Source organism: Streptomyces sp. NBC_00510 (genome assembly GCA_036013505.1).
GTDB lineage: Bacteria > Actinomycetota > Actinomycetes > Streptomycetales > Streptomycetaceae > Actinacidiphila.
The window spans coordinates 5,116,261-5,131,682 of record CP107851.1; the positions used below are offsets into that span (position 1 = coordinate 5,116,261).

The window sequence follows — 15,422 nt, forward strand, 5'->3', positions numbered from 1 at the left end:
GAGCGTTCATGTCCCCGCGGGGACGTGGACGCTCTCGACGCGGCTGACGGCGATGCGCTGCCGCTCCAGCCGCGCCGCCCGGCCGCGCAGCCGCAGGATCTGGACCAGGCCCAGCGCCTGCAGGACGAAGACGCTGCTCCACGCCACCCGGTAGTCGTCGCCGCTGGCGTCCAGCAGAACGCCGATGGCCAGCAGGGCGGCCATCGAGGCGGTGAAGCCGCCGATGTTGACGATGCCGGAGGCCGTGCCGAAGCGCTCGGGCGGGTTCGCCGGGCGCGCGAAGTCGAAGCCGATCATCGACGCCGGGCCGCAGGTGCCCAGCACGACGCAGAGCAGTACGAGCAGCCACAGCGGGGCGTGGTCCGCGGGCCAGACCAGGACCACCGCCCACATCACCGCGGTCGCCCCGACGACGCCCAGGGTGAGCGGCATCCGGGCACCGTGGTGGCGGCCGATGATCTGCCCGAAGAGCATCCCGAAGACCATGTTGGCGATCACGACGACCGTCAGCAGGGTGCCGGCCGTCTCGCGGGACAGTCCCTGGGCCTCGACGAGGTACGGCAGGCCCCACAGCAGCAGGAAGACCATCCCGGAGAACTGGGTGGTGAAGTGCGTCCACATCCCCAGCCTGGTGCCGGGCTCCCGCCAGGCGGCGGCGATCTGCCGCTTCACGTAACCGCGTCCGGGGTGCTCCGCGGGCGCCGGCTCGAAGCCCTCGGGGTGGTCCTTCATGAAGGCCAGCACCAGGACGAGGACGAGCGCGCCGCCCAGCGCCGTGCCGACGAAGGTGGGGGTCCAGCCCGCGGAGTGCAGCAGCCGCGCGAGCAGCACGGTGCTCAGCAGGTTGCCCGCCACACCGAACAGCGCGGCACCCTGCGCGATCATCGGCCCGCGGCGGGCCGGGAACCAGCGCGAGCCGAGCCGCAGCACGCTCACGAAGGTCATGGCGTCGCCGCAGCCCAGCACCGCGCGGGCGGCCAGCGCCGTGCCGTAGGTGTGGGAGAGGGCGAAGCCGAGCTGGCCCAAGGTGAACAGGACGACGCCGATGCTCAGCACCCTCTTGGTGCCGAGGCGGTCGACCATCAGGCCCACGGGTATCTGCATGCCCGCGTAGACCAGCACCTGCAGGATGGAGAAGGTGGACAGCGCCGAGGCGCCGATGTGGAAGCGCTCCGCGGCGTCGATCCCGGCGACGCCGAGGCTGGTGCGGTGCACGACCGCGACCGTGTAGACGAGGGTGCCGATGCTCCAGACCGCGACCGCCCTGGTGCCGCCGGGCGGTTCGCCGGTCGGGGTGGCGCTCGTTGCCATCACTCCCCCCTGGCCAGGTGGTTCACCCAGCTGACGTGCCGTTCGACCAGCGTGGCCGCCAGGGCGGCGTCCCCCGCGCGCAACGCGTGGAGGATCTCGGTGTGTTCGGCGACGTTCTTGGCGATCCGGCCCGGCTCCGCGTGCATCGTCGCCACCCCCATGCGCAGCTGACGGTCCCTCAACTGGTCGTACAGATGCGCCAGGATGCGGTTGCCCGCGGCGCGCACGATCTCGGCGTGGAAGCAGCGGTCGGCCGCCGCGAAGGCGGCCAGGTCGCCCGTCGCGGCGTGGCCGCGCTGCTCGTCCAGCAGCTCCTCCAGGCGGGCCAGCAGCCGCTGCGGGGCGGGCACCACCTTCATCACCGCGTGGCGCTCCACGAGCAGCCGGGTCTCCACGACGTCCGCGATCTCCTGCGCGGAGACCGGCAGCACCAGGGCGCCCTTCTTCGGGTAGAGCTTCAGCAGGCCCTCGGCCTCCAGGCGCAGCAGTGCCTCGCGGACCGGGGTGCGCGAGACGCCCACGGCCTCGGCCAGCTCGCCCTCGCTCAGGAGGGTGCCGCCCTCGTAGCGGCGGTCGAGGACGGCCTGTTTGACGTGCGTGTAGACCCGCTCGGCGGCGGGCGGCTGCTTGGCGGCCGGCTCGGCGGTGGTGCCGGCGGTCGCGACGGGGCTCCGGGTCATGATGCGCACATCATAGATACAAGACGTATGCACCAGCAGTCCGCGTCCGGCATACGGACTGGTACGTGGGTCACCGGGGCCGGGGTTCGGACCGTCAGGATCCGGACGGACCCGGGCGCGCCCCCGCTCCCGTGTCCGGGCCCGACGAGCCGCCGCTGCGCAGCCGGGCGACGTAGGCGGCGGCCTGGGTGCGCCGCTGCATCCCGAGCTTGGCGAGCAGGGAGGAGACGTAGTTCTTGACCGTCTTCTCGGCGAGGTGCAGCCGGTCGCCGATCTGCCGGTTGGTGAGGCCCTCGCCGATGAGGTCGAGGATCCGCTTCTCCTGGTCGGTCAGGTCTGCGAGGCGGCCCTCCTGGCGTTCCCCGCCGCCGCGCAGGCGCTCCAGGACGCGCGCGGTGGCGACCGGGTCCAGCAGTGACCGGCCGGCGGCGACGTCGCGCACGGCGCCGACCAGGTCGGTGGCGCGGATGTCCTTCAGCACGTAGCCCGACGCGCCCGCCATGATCGCGTCGAAGAGCGCCTCGTCGTCCGCGTAGGAGGTGAGCATCAGGCACGCGACGCCGGGCTGCGAGGAGCGGATCTCCCGGCACACCTCGACGCCGCTGCCGTCCGGCAGCCGGACGTCCAGCACCGCGACGTCGGGACGCACGGCCGGGATCCGGGCCAGCGCCTCGGCGGCCGTGCCGGCCTCGCCGACGACCTCGATCCCGTCCTCGGCGGCGAGGAGCTCGTGCACCCCGCGCCGGACGACTTCGTGGTCGTCCAGTAGGAAAACCGTGATTACCGACTTTTCGGTCACAACTTCAGCGTTGCACACGCGACCCGCGCCGACCTCTTACGAAGAATCGATCCTCGGGATACCGTGCCGTTGTCCCGGTGGCCTGCGAGAACGCCCATTTACTAGGAAATCCAAACAAAACCGCAGGTAGAACACCCTTCGCGCGAAAGCGGGAGGTGTGGGTAACGTTCACTTCGCAGGGCTGCCTGCCGGGTCGACCAACACTCCCGGCTCGGCCGTGCCGCACACACCCCGTGCGCCGCGACGAGTCGGGCAGGAGCCGCACTGGCCGCCGGCGGATCCCGGGGGCCGGACAGACGGAGGAGCAAGCGTGAGCGTGAAAAGCACTGCCGCGAAGCCCCGTACGCCCCGTACGGGCACGCGCGGTGGAGCGAAGCGCCGTGAGGGCGAGCCGGAGCTGGTGCAGCTCCTGACCCCCGAGGGCGAGCGCGTCCAGCACAGTGAGTACTCCATCGACCTGAGCCCCGAAGAGCTGCGCGGTCTGTACCGGGACATGGTCCTGACCCGCCGGTTCGACGCGGAGGCCACCTCCCTGCAGCGGCAGGGCGAGCTGGGTCTGTGGGCGTCGCTGCTGGGCCAGGAGGCCGCACAGATCGGCTCCGGGCGGGCCACCAGGCCGGACGACTACGTCTTCCCCACCTACCGCGAGCACGGCGTCGCCTGGTGCCGCGGGGTGGACCCGGTCAACCTGCTCGGCATGTTCCGCGGGGTGAACCACGGCGGCTGGGACCCGAACGAGAACAACTTCCACCTGTACACGATCGTGATCGGCTCCCAGACGCTGCACGCGACCGGCTACGCGATGGGCATCAGCAAGGACGGCGCGGACTCCGCCGTCATCGCCTACTTCGGCGACGGTGCCTCCAGCCAGGGCGACGTCGCGGAGGCCTTCACCTTCGCCGCCGTCTACAACGCCCCCGTGGTCTTCTTCTGCCAGAACAACCAGTGGGCGATCTCCGAGCCCACCGAGAAGCAGAGCCGCGTCCCGATCTACCAGCGCGCCGCCGGCTTCGGCTTCCCCGGCGTGCGGGTCGACGGCAACGACGTCCTCGCGGTCCTCGCGGTCACCCGTGCCGCCCTGGAGCACGCCCGTTCCGGCCAGGGCCCGATGCTCGTCGAGGCCTTCACCTACCGCATGGGCGCCCACACCACGTCCGACGACCCCACCCGCTACCGCCTCGACGAGGAGCGCGAGCAGTGGGAGCACAAGGACCCGATCCTGCGGCTGCGCAGCTACCTGGAGAAGGACGGCATCGCCGACGAGGCCTTCTTCGCCGGTGTCGAGGAGGAGAGCGAGGCGCTCGGCAAGCGGGTCCGCGAGGCCGTGCGCGCCATGCCCGACCCCGACCCCATGTCGATCTTCGAGAACATCTACGCCGACGGGCACGCCCTCGTCGACGAGGAGCGCGCCCAGTTCGCCGCGTACCAGGCGTCCTTCGCCGACAGCCCGGAGGGTCACTGACCATGGCAACGATGACCATCGCCAAGGCCCTCAACGAGGCACTGCGCAAGTCCCTGGAGACCGACCCCAAGGTCGTCCTCATGGGTGAGGACATCGGCAAGCTCGGCGGTGTCTTCCGGATCACCGACGGCCTGCACAAGGACTTCGGCGAGCAGCGGGTGATCGACACCCCGCTCGCGGAGTCCGGCATCGTCGGCACCGCGATCGGCCTGGCCCTGCGGGGCTACCGCCCCGTCGTGGAGATCCAGTTCGACGGCTTCGTCTTCCCCGCGTACGACCAGATCGTCACCCAGCTCGCCAAGATGCACGCGCGCGCCCTGGGCAAGATCAAGCTCCCGGTCGTCATCCGCATCCCCTACGGCGGCGGCATCGGCGCCGTCGAGCACCACAGCGAGTCGCCCGAGGCGTACTTCGCGCACACCGCCGGACTCAAGGTCGTCTCCCCGTCGACCCCGCAGGACGCCTACTGGATGCTGCAGCAGGCGATCGACTCCGACGACCCGGTGATCTTCCTGGAGCCCAAGCGCCGTTACTGGGACAAGGGCGAGGTCGACACCGACGGCATCCCCGCGCCGCTCCACAAGGCCCGTACCGCCCGGGAGGGCACCGACCTCACCCTGGCCGCTTACGGCCCCATGGTGAAGGTCTGCCTGGAGGCGGCCGCCGCGGCCGCCGAGGAGGGCCGTAGCCTGGAGGTCGTGGACCTGCGGTCGCTGTCCCCGCTCGACTTCGACGCCGTCCAGGCGTCCGTGGAGAAGACCCGCCGCCTGGTCGTCGTGCACGAGGCGCCGGTGCAGCTCGGCATGGGCGCGGAGATCGCGGCCCGCATCACCGAGCGGTGCTTCTACCACCTGGAGGCCCCGGTGCTGAGGGTCGGCGGCTTCCACGCCCCGTACCCGCCGGCCCGGGTGGAGGAGGAGTACCTGCCCGGCCTGGACCGGGTGCTGGACGCCGTCGACCGATCGCTGGCGTTCTGAGGAGAGGGTTGTGACGACAGTGGCAGCACCGCAGCGCTTCCGTGAGTTCAAGATGCCGGACGTCGGCGAGGGACTCACCGAGGCCGAGATCCTCAAGTGGTACGTCAAGCCCGGCGACACCGTCACCGACGGCCAGGTGGTCTGCGAGGTGGAGACCGCCAAGGCCGCGGTCGAGCTTCCGATCCCGTTCGACGGGGTGGTGCACGAGCTGCGCTTCCCCGAGGGCGAGACCGTCGACGTCGGCACCGTGATCATCGCCGTCGACACCGGCGAGGGCGAGGGCGGCGAACCGGCCGCCGGGGCCGCACCGGAGCCGGCCGCCGCGCCGGCCCCCGCCGCGGAGCCGGCGCAGAAGCGCCAGCCCGTGCTGGTCGGCTACGGCGTCGCCGCCTCGTCGACCAAGCGCCGGGCGCGCAAGCAGCCCGCCGTTCCGGCGCAGACCGGGGCGCAGCAGGCCGTCCAGGGTGAGCTGAACGGCCATGCCCCGGCGCCGGCCGCCGCCACCCCGGCCCCGGCGGCTCACGCCGGGTTCGCCCCCGCCGAGGTCCGCCCGCTGGCCAAGCCGCCGGTGCGCAAGCTCGCCAAGGACCTGGGCGTGGACCTGGCCGCGGTCACCCCGACCGGGCCGCAGGGCACGATCACCCGCGAGGACGTCCAGAAGGCGGCGGCCCCCGCCGCCGCGCCGGTCGCCCCCGCGCAGGTCACCGCCGCCCCGGCGGCGGTACCGGCTCCCGCCGCCCTGGCCCCCGCCGCGGGCGCGCTGGAGACCCGCGTCCCGATCAAGGGCGTCCGGAAGGCGACGGCCGCGGCCATGGTCGCCAGTGCCTTCACCGCGCCGCACGTGACCGAGTTCGTCACCTTCGACATCACCCGGACCATGCGGCTCGTGCAGGAGCTCAAGACCGACCCGGCCTTCGCCGGGCTCAAGGTCAGCCCGCTCCTGCTGGTCGCCAAGGCCCTGCTGGTCGCGATCCGCCGCAACCCGGAGGTCAACGCCGCCTGGGACGAGGCCAACCAGGAGATCGTCCACAAGGGCTACGTCAACCTGGGCATCGCCGCCGCCACCCCGCGCGGGCTGATCGTCCCCAACATCAAGGACGCCCAGGGCAAGACCCTGCCCGAACTGGCGTCCGCCCTCGGCGACCTGGTCGCCACGGCCCGTGAGGGCAAGACCTCGCCGGCCGACATGCAGGGCGGCACGGTCACCATCACCAACGTCGGCGTCTTCGGCATCGACACCGGCACGCCCATCCTCAACCCCGGGGAGTCCGCGATCCTCGCCTTCGGCGCGGTCAAGGAGCTGCCCTGGGTCCACAAGGGCAAGGTCAAGCCCCGCCAGGTCACCACGCTCGCGCTCTCCTTCGACCACCGCCTGGTCGACGGCGAGCTCGGCTCCAAGGTCCTCGCCGACGTCGCGGCGGTCCTGGAGTACCCCAAGCGCCTGATCACCTGGGCCTGATCCGCCCCCAGGCACGGCAACGGGAAGGGCCCGGACATTTGTGCGTCCGGGCCCTTCCCGCGCGTGTCGCCCCCACCCCGGCGGCGATCTGTGACGTCATACGGCCATGGCGGTATCCATCTCCGTGGTCCTGCTCCTGATCGTGATCACGCTCATCCTGCTCCGGGCGAAGTCGCTGAAGGTCTCCCACGCGATCCTCTGCGTCCTCCTCGGCTTCTGCCTCGCCGGCTCCAGCCTCGCCCCCACCATCCACTCCGGCCTCGTCGCCACCACGGACGTCGTGAGCGACCTGCGCCCCTGAGCCCCGCACCGGCGGACCTCCCGGCGGACTCCGCCGTCCGGAGCGGGCGTCACGGGGAAGGGCCCGGGCAAGCGGCTGCCCGGGCCCTTCCTTCCGCCGTCGAAACCCGCCCCTGCTACTGGGGGAACGCGGCGAACAGCGGGATCACCCGGGCGGAGTCCGCGGTGATGCCCTTGGTGCCGGCGGGCAGCAGCACGCTCGACGGGCTGTAGCTGTTCCCCGAGGCCAGGAGGTCGGCGTCGCCGTCCCGGTCGATGTCGCGCAGACGGACGACCTGGCCGAACGCCGAGTACTCCGTGGCATCGCCGGGGACGCCCGCGGTCCGCAGGCTGAACCACTGGGAGCCGGTGCCCGTCAGACCCTTCTTGCCGCCGCGCAGGATGTGCACGCCGCCCGCGCCCTTGGCGGTGCCGATCTCCTCCCCCGGCACACCGACCGCGAGGTCCGGGTAGCCGTCGCGGTTCGTGTCACCCGCGGAGAGCGCGAAGCCGAACCAGTCGCCGCCGGTGGCGCCGGTGGCGACACCGGCGGTGGCCTGGGTGAGGCGGTAGCCGGTGGTGGGGCCGCCGGAGCCGCCGCGCAGCACGAAGACGGCCCCGGCGTTCTTGCTGTACGGCTGGTCGCCGACCGCGAGGTCGCCGTAGCCGTTCTTGTCGAAGTCCGCGATGACGCCCGAGGGGCTGTAGTTCGGGGACGAGGTGTTGTACGTGGTGAACTTGCCCGCCTTGACGGTGGAACCGCCGCGCAGGAACCAGGCGACCGAGGTGGCCTTGTCGTTCCGGTAGCCCTGGCCGAGGACGTACAGGTCGGTGGCGGCGTCCTTGGTGACCTTCCCGGCGACGAGCCCGGCAGGTTCGAGCGTGTTGTCCGCGGTCGGGGCCGGGGCGTGGCGGGTGACCTTGCCCGTGGTGCCGGACTTGGCGAAGCCGCCCCGGTAGACGTACACGGCCTCGATGTCCGTGACGGCCAGATCGATCTTGCCGTCGCCGTTGAAGTCGCCGGTGGCGAGCGAGGCGCCGAACCCGAAGTGGGCGTGGGGGGACTTGAGCGGGATGCGGGTCGCGGTGGAGGACAGCCCCGACTTGGAGCCCCACACGATGGTGACCGCGCCCGCGGCGGCTCGGCTGCCCACCTTCTCGGAGCCGTCGCCGACCGCGAGGTCGGCGTACCCGTCGCGGTTGAAGTCGGCGGCCGCGAGGGATTCGCCGAACATGTCGACGTAGCCTCCGCTGTCGCCCGCCGTCCCGGGGATGCCGGCGCTGTTCTGGGTGAAGGTCTTGACCTTGGTTCCGGGACCGCCTGCGGTCCCGTACGTGACGGTGACCGAACCGCCGCCGCCGGCGGCGTAGTCGCGGTAGCCGTCGCCGTTGAAGTCGTCGGCGTACTTGGCGGGTGCGGCGGCCGCGGTCCCCGCCGAGATGGTGAGCAGCCCTCCGGTCAGTGCGACGGCCGCGGCCATCGCGGCGACCAGGCGGAGGTTCTTGCGCGTGGGCATGCGAGCTCCTGCTGCGTGCGGGGGCCTTTCGGCGGCCCGCGCCGGTCTGGATCGTCCGTCCGGACGGGGGAGCACGACGCGGCGGAGCGCTGCGGTACCCCTGGTCGTGCCGTGGCACGAGGGACGGTCGGTACAGGAGAGACAGTCCACGACGGGAAAGGGTTGTACCGGGCCCACGGCTGTGATCGCCCCTCGCGCGGGGTGGCACCCTTGCAGCATGAACGATTCCGCCTCCGCGTCCTCCCCCAAGCTCCGCCGTGCCCGTGTCCGTGCCCCCGAGCTGGTCGGGAAGGGCGGGTGGCTCAACACCGGCGGCAAGCAGCTGGACCTTTCCGACCTGCGGGGATCGATCGTGATCCTCGATTTCTGGACCTTCTGCTGCATCAACTGCCTGCACGTCCTCGACGAGCTGCGCGAGCTGGAGGAGAAGCACCGCGACACCGTGGTGATCGTCGGCGTCCACTCGCCGAAGTTCGTGCACGAGGCGGAGCACCAGTCGGTCGTGGACGCCGTGGAGCGGTACGGGGTGCACCACCCGGTGCTGGACGATCCGGAGCTGGCCACCTGGAAGCAGTACGCCGTACGGGCGTGGCCGACGCTGACCGTGATCGACCCGGAGGGGTACGTCGTGGCCCAGCACTCCGGGGAGGGGCACGCCCACGCGCTGGAGGCGCTGGTCACCGAGCTGGAGGCGGAGCACGCGGCGAAGGGGACGCTGCGCCGCGGGGACGGGCCGTACGTGCCGCCGGAGCCGGTGGCGACGGACCTGCGGTTCCCGGGGAAGGCACTGCGGCTGCCGTCGGGGAACCTCCTGGTGTCGGACTCGACCCGGCACCAGCTGGTGGAGATGGAGCCGGACGGGGAGACCGTCGTGCGGCGGATCGGCGGGCCGGGGGACTTGAGCGAGCCGCAGGGGCTGGCGCTGCTGCCGGACGGCACCGTGGTCGTCGCGGACACCGTGAACCACCGGCTGCGGACGTTCGACCCGGCGGGCGGGGCCCTGGAGACGGTGGCCGGCACCGGCAGGCAGTGGTGGCAGGGGTCGGCGACCTCGGGCCCGGCGCTGGGGACAGACCTGTCGTCGCCGTGGGACGTGGCCTGGTGGGACGGCAAGGTGTGGATCGCCATGGCGGGCGTCCACCAGTTGTGGACGTACGACCCGGCGGACGGGACGGTCGCCGTGGCGGCCGGGACGACCAATGAGGGGTTGGTCGACGGGCCGGCGGAGCAGGCGTGGTTCGCGCAGCCGTCGGGACTGGCGGCGGCGGGCGAACGGCTGTGGGTCGCGGACTCCGAGACGAGCGCGCTGCGCTGGGTGGAGCGGGCCGCTGACGGCGCGGGGTACGTGGTGCGCACCGCCGTCGGCACGGGGCTGTTCGACTTCGGTCACCGTGACGGTGCCGCGGAGCAGGCGCTGCTGCAGCATCCGCTGGGGGTGACCGCGCTGCCGGATGGGTCGGTCGCGGTCAGCGACACGTACAACCACGCGCTGCGCCGCTTCGATCCGGCGACCGGTGAGGTCGGCACGCTCGCGACGGACCTGCGGGAGCCGTCGGGCGCGGTGGTGGACGGCGCGGAGATCGTGGTGGTGGAGTCCGCCCGCCACCGGCTGACGCGGCTGCGCCTGCCGGAGGAGGCGGCGCGGGTCGAGGGCGCCGCGCACCGTACGCAGCGGCCCGCGACGGACGTGGCACCGGGGCCGCTGCGGCTGGACGTGGTGTTCTCCGCCCCGGTCGGCCAGAAGCTCGACGAGCGCTACGGCCCCTCGACGCGGCTGCTGGTCAGCGCGACGCCGCCGGAGCTGCTGCTGGAGGGGGCCGGCAAGGGCACGGACCTCTTCCGCGACGTCGTCCTGAACGGGGACGTCGGCGAGGGGGTGCTCCACGTGTCGGCGATGGCCGCGTCGTGCGACGACGACCCGGACAACGAGTTCCCGGCCTGCCATGTGCACCAGCAGGACTGGGGTGTCCCCGTCCGGCTGACGGCCGAGGGGGACACCCGGCTCGCCCTGGTGCTCGCGGGGATGGACGCCTGACGTCCCCGCACGTCCGTCACACGTGCGGGTAGTTGCGGGCGCGTTCGTCCATCACCGGCATGGGCTCCACGACCCGGCGCTTCTTGAAGATGCTGACGTAAGCGGCCAGACCGATGACGCCGACCGCCATCATGATCAGTCCGACCAGGTCCAGGTTGACCCCGGCCATGTGCCAGTCGGTCGCGAAGGTGAGGATGGCCCCCACCGCGATCAGACCGATGCAACCGCCGATGCCCATGATGTCCGCCTCCGAACTGGGTTGGCACTACGGACTCGTAGAACCCGTGTACCCCGGGGCGGACATCTCATGACCGGTCCCCCGCCGGTGAAGTCGGCTCCCCGGGAGCCGACTTCACCGGCGGGGCCGCGGATCAGCCTTCCAGGAACGCCTTCAGGGCGCTGGCCAGCAGGTACGGGTCGTCGGCACCGCACAGTTCGCGCGCGGAGTGCATCGAGAGGATCGGCACGCCGACGTCCACGGTCGTGATGCCGTGCCGGGCGGCGGTGATGGGGCCGATGGTGGTGCCGCAGGGCATGGCGTTGTTGGAGACGAAGGCCTGCCAGGGCACGCCGGCCCGTTCGCAGGCGGCGGCGAAGATGCCGCGGCCGGTGCCGTCGGTGGCGTAGCGCTGGCTGACGTTGACCTTGAGGATCGGGCCGCCGTTGGGCATCGGGCGGTGCGTCGGGTCGTGCTTCTCCGCGTAGTTGGGGTGGACGGCGTGCCCGGTGTCGGAGGAGGCGCACACGGTGCCGGCGAAGGCGCGGGCGCGGTCCTCGTAGCTGCCGCCGCGGGCGAAGACGGAGCGCTCCAGGACGTTGCCGAGCAGCGGGCCGACGGCGCCGGTGTCGGACTCGCTGCCCGTCTCCTCGTGGTCGAAGGCGGCCAGCACGGGGATGTACGGCAGGTCGGCCCCGGCGACGGCGGCCAGGGCGGCGGTGCCGGCGTGCACGGAGAGCAGGTTGTCGAGCCGGCCCGCGACCAGGAATTCCCGGTCGCGGCCGAGGTAGGCGGGCGGCTGGACGTCGTGGGTCATCAGGTCCCAGCCGACGACGTCGGCGGCGGCCACGCCGCTCTCCTCCGCGAGGAACGCGATCAGGGCGCCCTCGTCGACCTCGCCGAGGCCCCAGATGGGCTGCATGTGGCGCTGCTTGTCGAGTTTGAGACCCTCGGTGTTGACGGCGCGGTCGAGGTGGACGGCGAGCTGCGGCACCCGCAGCAGCGGCCGGTCGACGTGGACCAGCGTCGTCGTGCCGTCGCGCAGCACCAGCCGGCCGGACAGGCCCAGGTCGCGGTCGAGCCAGGTGTTGAGGAGGGCGCCGCCGTAGATCTCGACGGCGATCTGGCGCCACCCGAAGGAGCCCGAGTCGGGACGGGGCTTGACGCGCAGGTTGGTGGAGTCGGTGTGGGCGCCGACCACCCGGAAGGGGGTGGCGGGCCCGGCGCCCTCGGGCACGTACCAGGCGATGATCGCGCCACCCCGCAGCACGTACTTGCCGCCCGCCCCGGCGCCCCACGCCTCGGTCTCGGCCACCTGCTGGAATCCGGCCTTCTCCAGGCGCTCGGCGGCGCTCGCGACCGCGTGGTACTGCGACGGGCTGGCGGTGAGGAAGGCTGCGAGGTCGTCGGTGTGGCCGCGGCCGAAGTGGGGCTGAGGGTTCATGCTTCAAGCATAAGGACGCGCGACGGCCCGCTCCTCGGGGGAGGAGCGGGCCGTCGTCGCCGTATCGGTCCCGGCCGGAACCGGTCAGGACCGGGTCAGAACGCCTCTTCGGGCAGGTCCATGACGTCGAGGGTGACGCCGTCGGCGACGGACCGCGCGACGGAGACCTGCGGCAGGACCTCGGCGGCGAAGTGCTTCGCGGCGGCGATCTTGCCGGTGTAGAAGGCGGTGTCCTTGGCGGAGGCGCCGGCGGCCAGCTTCCCGGCGGCGACGGCGGCGCCCTTGAGCAGCAGGTAGCCGACGACGACGTCACCGGAGGCGAGCAGCAGGCGGGTGGTGTTCAGGCCCACCTTGTAGATGGACTTCACGTCCTGCTCGGTGGCGGCGAGGTCGGTGAGCATCTTGCCGACGATGGCCTCCAGGTCCACGGCGGCCTTGGCGAGCTGCTCGCGGGCGGCGGCCAGCTCGTCGCCGCCGGTGGCCTCGGCGAGGAACTTCTTGATCTCCTCGGAGAGGGTGGTCAGCGCGGCGCCCTGGTTGCGGACGATCTTCCGGAAGAAGTAGTCCTGGCCCTGGATCGCCGTGGTGCCCTCGTAGAGGGTGTCGATCTTGGCGTCGCGGATGTACTGCTCGATCGGGTACTCCTGCAGGAAGCCGGAGCCGCCGAAGATCTGCAGGGACTGGGCGAGCTGCTCGTAGCCCTTCTCGGAGCCGTAGCCCTTGACGATCGGCAGGAGCAGGTCGTTGAGCGCCTCGAGGGCCTTGGCCTCCTCGCCGGCCGCCTCGGCGACGGCGAGCGCGTCCTGGACGGAGGCGGTGTGGAGGACCAGGGCGCGCATGCCCTCGGCGTAGGCCTTCTGCGTCAGCAGGGAGCGGCGCACGTCGGGGTGGTGGGTGATGGTGACCTTGGGCGCGCTCTTGTCCATGAACTGCGCGAGGTCCGGACCCTGCACGCGCTCCTTGGCGTACTCCAGCGCGTTGAGGTAGCCGGTGGAGAGGGTGGAGATCGCCTTCGTGCCGACCATCATGCGGGCGAACTCGATGATGCGGAACATCTGGCGGATGCCGTCGTGCTTGTCGCCGATGAGCCAGCCCTTGGCGGGGTGCTGGTCGCCGAAGGTCATCTCGCAGGTGTTGGAGGCCTTCAGGCCCATCTTGTGCTCGACGTTCGTGGCGTAGACGCCGTTGCGCTCGCCCAGCTCGCCGGTCTCGAAGTCGAAGAGGTACTTCGGGACGAGGAAGAGGGACAGGCCCTTGGTGCCGGGACCGGCGCCCTCGGGGCGGGCGAGGACGTAGTGGAGGATGTTCTCCTCCATGTCGTGCTCGCCGGAGGTGATGAAGCGCTTCACGCCCTCGATGTGCCAGGAGCCGTCCCCCTGCTCGACGGCCTTCGTACGGCCGGCGCCCACGTCCGAGCCGGCGTCCGGCTCGGTGAGGACCATCGTGGAGCCCCAGGTCTTCTCGACCGCGATCCCGGCGATCTTCTTCTGGACCTCGTTGCCCTCCTCGAAGAGGATGCGGGCGAAGGCCGGGCCGGAGGAGTACATCCATATCGCCGGGTTGGAGCCGAGGATCAGCTCCGCGTACGACCAGATCAGGGATGGCGGGGCGGTGGTGCCGCCGATGCCCTCGGGCAGGCCCAGGCGCCAGTACTCGGAGTCCATGAAGGTCTTGTAGCTCTTCTTGAAGGAGTCCGGCACGGGGGCGGTGTTGGTCTCCGGGTCGAAGACCGGCGGGTTGCGGTCGGCGTCCGCGAAGGAGTCGGCGAGCTCGTTCTCCGCGAGGCGTGCGACCTCGGACAGGATGTCCTTGGCGGTCTCGACGTCCATCTCGGCGAACGGGCCGGTCCCGTACAGCTTGTCGCGTCCGAGGACCTCGAAGAGGTTGAACTCGATGTCGCGAAGGTTTGACTTGTAGTGGCCCATGGCGACGGCTCCGTCGGGGTCGGTCGGACGGCGGGAAGGGTTCGCAGTCCTCGCAGCTTTATCACTTACCAGTCGGTAATGATGCTACCCGCGGGTAATAAAAACAACCCCTATCCGGCCGGATGTGACGGAGGGCCTTCGACTTCTGGAGGAACGTCCGGCTCCTGGCGCCGGAGTTCGTCCAGGGCCCCGAAGGCGGCGGCCGCGATCGGCACCGCCAGCAGCATCCCGAGGATGCCCGCCAGGCTCGCCCCCGCGGTGATCGCCAGCAGCACCAGCGCGGGGTGCATGTGCACCGTGCGGCTCTGCACGATCGGCTGCAGCACGTGCCCCTCCAGCACCTGCACCGCCAGTACCACCCCCAGGGCCCACACGCCGATCACCCACCCCCGGTCGGCGAGGGCGACGAGCACCGCCACCGCGCCGGAGATGAACGCCCCCAGGTACGGGATGTAGGCGCCGATGAAGACCAGCGCGGCCAGGCCCGGCGCCCCCGGCACCCGCAGGATCAGCAGGCCGATGCCGATGAGCGTGGCGTCGATCAGCGCGATCACCGTCGTGCCCCGCATGAAGCCCTGGACCGCCGCGAAGGCGCGGTGGGCGATCCGCTCCAGCAGGGGACCGGTGCCGTGCGGGGCGGCCTCGCGCAGCAGGACGGGGAAGCGGGCGCCGTCGCGCAGGAAGAAGAAGGTCAGCAGCAGCGCCAGCACGGCGGTCGCGATGAGTTGTCCCACGATGCTGATGCCGGACACCACCCCGGAGGCGGCGCGGGCGCCGTATTTGGTGGCGAAGGACTTGAGGCTGTCGATGGTGTCGTTCAGCGAGGTCCCCGACGCGCCCAGGCGGGGCAGCAGTTTCCGGGCCGCGTCCTTGAGCGAGGCCACGATCTCGTCCCCGGTCTCCACCAGGCTGTGGACGACCACGAACCCCGCGCCCGCGACGAAGAGCACCAGCGCCACGCAGGTCAGCGCCGCCGCCGCCGACCGCTGCACCTTGACGGCCCGCAGCCGCCGGTACAGCGGGCCCAGCAGGGCACTGCCCAGCAGGGCCAGCAGGACGGGGGTGACGACCGCCGCGAAGGTGACGACCAGCCAGACGACGAGCGCGCCCACACCGGCCACCAGCAGCACGACGCCGCACCACGCGGCCGTCCGTCGCGCGGAGGCCGGCAGAAGGGGCGCGTCCACCCGGCCAGCCGATCACGGCCCCGGCCGTGTCCGCATGCCGGGAAGGGCGAACGGGTGGACCTTCCCGGTCGGATACGATATTGACGGTCCGTAGAGGAAATCCTCACCCACAGTAGCGACTTGGGAGCAG

13 protein-coding genes are annotated in these 15,422 nt (G+C 71.7%); 5 read left to right on the forward strand and 8 right to left on the reverse strand.

The window, feature by feature from the left end; translation table 11 throughout:
* Positions 1–6: 6 nt before the first annotated feature.
* The 3 genes from OG937_23060 to OG937_23070 form a co-directional block, all read right to left on the reverse strand.
* Positions 7–1,311 carry an MFS transporter gene (locus OG937_23060; protein WUD74365.1) on the reverse strand — a complete coding sequence of 435 codons (1,305 nt, stop codon included), beginning with the start codon at positions 1,309–1,311 and terminating at the stop codon, positions 7–9.
* Entirely contained in the window at positions 1,311–1,991 is a 681-nt protein-coding gene (locus tag OG937_23065; protein ID WUD74366.1) for a GntR family transcriptional regulator, read from the reverse strand. Before OG937_23065 ends, OG937_23060 begins: the two co-directional genes overlap by 1 nt.
* 94 nt (positions 1,992–2,085) lie before the next feature.
* Positions 2,086–2,790 (reverse strand): response regulator transcription factor, encoded by a 705-nt coding sequence (locus tag OG937_23070; protein ID WUD74367.1) that lies wholly within the window; start codon positions 2,788–2,790, stop codon positions 2,086–2,088.
* Positions 2,791–3,100: 310 nt separating this feature from the next.
* Here OG937_23070 and pdhA point away from each other — a divergent pair, with 310 nt between their 5' ends.
* The 4 genes from pdhA to OG937_23090 all read left to right on the forward strand — a co-directional run bounded on the left by pdhA (position 3,101) and on the right by OG937_23090 (position 6,989).
* Positions 3,101–4,252, forward strand: coding sequence for a pyruvate dehydrogenase (acetyl-transferring) E1 component subunit alpha (pdhA, locus tag OG937_23075; protein WUD74368.1), 1,152 nt, complete (start codon positions 3,101–3,103; stop codon positions 4,250–4,252).
* Positions 4,253–4,254: 2 nt separating this feature from the next.
* Positions 4,255–5,229: an alpha-ketoacid dehydrogenase subunit beta gene (locus OG937_23080; GenBank protein WUD74369.1), complete on the forward strand. Its 975-nt coding sequence runs from the start codon at positions 4,255–4,257 to the stop codon at positions 5,227–5,229.
* A gap of 52 nt (positions 5,230–5,281) precedes the next feature.
* Entirely contained in the window at positions 5,282–6,688 is a 1,407-nt protein-coding gene (locus OG937_23085; GenBank protein WUD78851.1) for a 2-oxo acid dehydrogenase subunit E2, read from the forward strand.
* 106 nt (positions 6,689–6,794) lie between these two features.
* Complete coding sequence (locus OG937_23090; GenBank protein ID WUD74370.1) at positions 6,795–6,989, forward strand: hypothetical protein; 195 nt, start codon at positions 6,795–6,797, stop codon at positions 6,987–6,989.
* A gap of 115 nt (positions 6,990–7,104) precedes the next feature.
* On the opposite strand, the gene OG937_23095 is transcribed toward OG937_23090, so the two are convergent.
* Positions 7,105–8,484 (reverse strand): VCBS repeat-containing protein, encoded by a 1,380-nt coding sequence (locus tag OG937_23095; protein WUD74371.1) that lies wholly within the window; start codon positions 8,482–8,484, stop codon positions 7,105–7,107.
* Positions 8,485–8,701: 217 nt separating this feature from the next.
* Here OG937_23095 and OG937_23100 point away from each other — a divergent pair, with 217 nt between their 5' ends.
* Positions 8,702–10,519 (forward strand): redoxin domain-containing protein, encoded by a 1,818-nt coding sequence (locus OG937_23100; protein WUD74372.1) that lies wholly within the window; start codon positions 8,702–8,704, stop codon positions 10,517–10,519.
* A gap of 16 nt (positions 10,520–10,535) precedes the next feature.
* Here OG937_23100 and OG937_23105 read toward each other — a convergent pair whose 3' ends face one another.
* The 4 genes from OG937_23105 to OG937_23120 form a co-directional block, all read right to left on the reverse strand.
* Positions 10,536–10,757, reverse strand: a complete 222-nt coding sequence (locus OG937_23105; protein ID WUD74373.1) for a hypothetical protein — start codon at positions 10,755–10,757, stop codon at positions 10,536–10,538.
* Between the two features lie 133 nt (positions 10,758–10,890).
* Positions 10,891–12,180 carry a M18 family aminopeptidase gene (locus OG937_23110; protein ID WUD74374.1) on the reverse strand — a complete coding sequence of 430 codons (1,290 nt, stop codon included), beginning with the start codon at positions 12,178–12,180 and terminating at the stop codon, positions 10,891–10,893.
* Positions 12,181–12,275: 95 nt separating this feature from the next.
* Entirely contained in the window at positions 12,276–14,105 is a 1,830-nt protein-coding gene (locus OG937_23115; GenBank protein ID WUD74375.1) for an acyl-CoA dehydrogenase, read from the reverse strand.
* Positions 14,106–14,215: 110 nt separating this feature from the next.
* On the reverse strand, positions 14,216–15,292 hold the full coding sequence (locus OG937_23120) for an AI-2E family transporter (protein ID WUD74376.1): 1,077 nt from the start codon (positions 15,290–15,292) through the stop codon (positions 14,216–14,218).
* Positions 15,293–15,422: the final 130 nt, after the last annotated feature.

What these genes read in the sequence shown, in the direction of transcription:
- OG937_23060 (WUD74365.1), bottom strand. Translation starts at nt 1,311, where the DNA reads ATGGCAACGAGCGCCACCCCGACCGGCGAACCGCCCGGCGGCACCAGG.
- OG937_23065 (WUD74366.1), bottom strand. Translation starts at nt 1,991, where the DNA reads ATGACCCGGAGCCCCGTCGCGACCGCCGGCACCACCGCCGAGCCGGCC.
- OG937_23080 (WUD74369.1), top strand. Translation starts at nt 4,255, where the DNA reads ATGGCAACGATGACCATCGCCAAGGCCCTCAACGAGGCACTGCGCAAG.
- OG937_23085 (WUD78851.1), top strand. Translation starts at nt 5,282, where the DNA reads ATGCCGGACGTCGGCGAGGGACTCACCGAGGCCGAGATCCTCAAGTGG.
- OG937_23090 (WUD74370.1), top strand. Translation starts at nt 6,795, where the DNA reads ATGGCGGTATCCATCTCCGTGGTCCTGCTCCTGATCGTGATCACGCTC.
- OG937_23095 (WUD74371.1), bottom strand. Translation starts at nt 8,484, where the DNA reads ATGCCCACGCGCAAGAACCTCCGCCTGGTCGCCGCGATGGCCGCGGCC.
- OG937_23100 (WUD74372.1), top strand. Translation starts at nt 8,702, where the DNA reads ATGAACGATTCCGCCTCCGCGTCCTCCCCCAAGCTCCGCCGTGCCCGT.
- OG937_23105 (WUD74373.1), bottom strand. Translation starts at nt 10,757, where the DNA reads ATGGGCATCGGCGGTTGCATCGGTCTGATCGCGGTGGGGGCCATCCTC.
- OG937_23110 (WUD74374.1), bottom strand. Translation starts at nt 12,180, where the DNA reads ATGAACCCTCAGCCCCACTTCGGCCGCGGCCACACCGACGACCTCGCA.
- OG937_23115 (WUD74375.1), bottom strand. Translation starts at nt 14,105, where the DNA reads ATGGGCCACTACAAGTCAAACCTTCGCGACATCGAGTTCAACCTCTTC.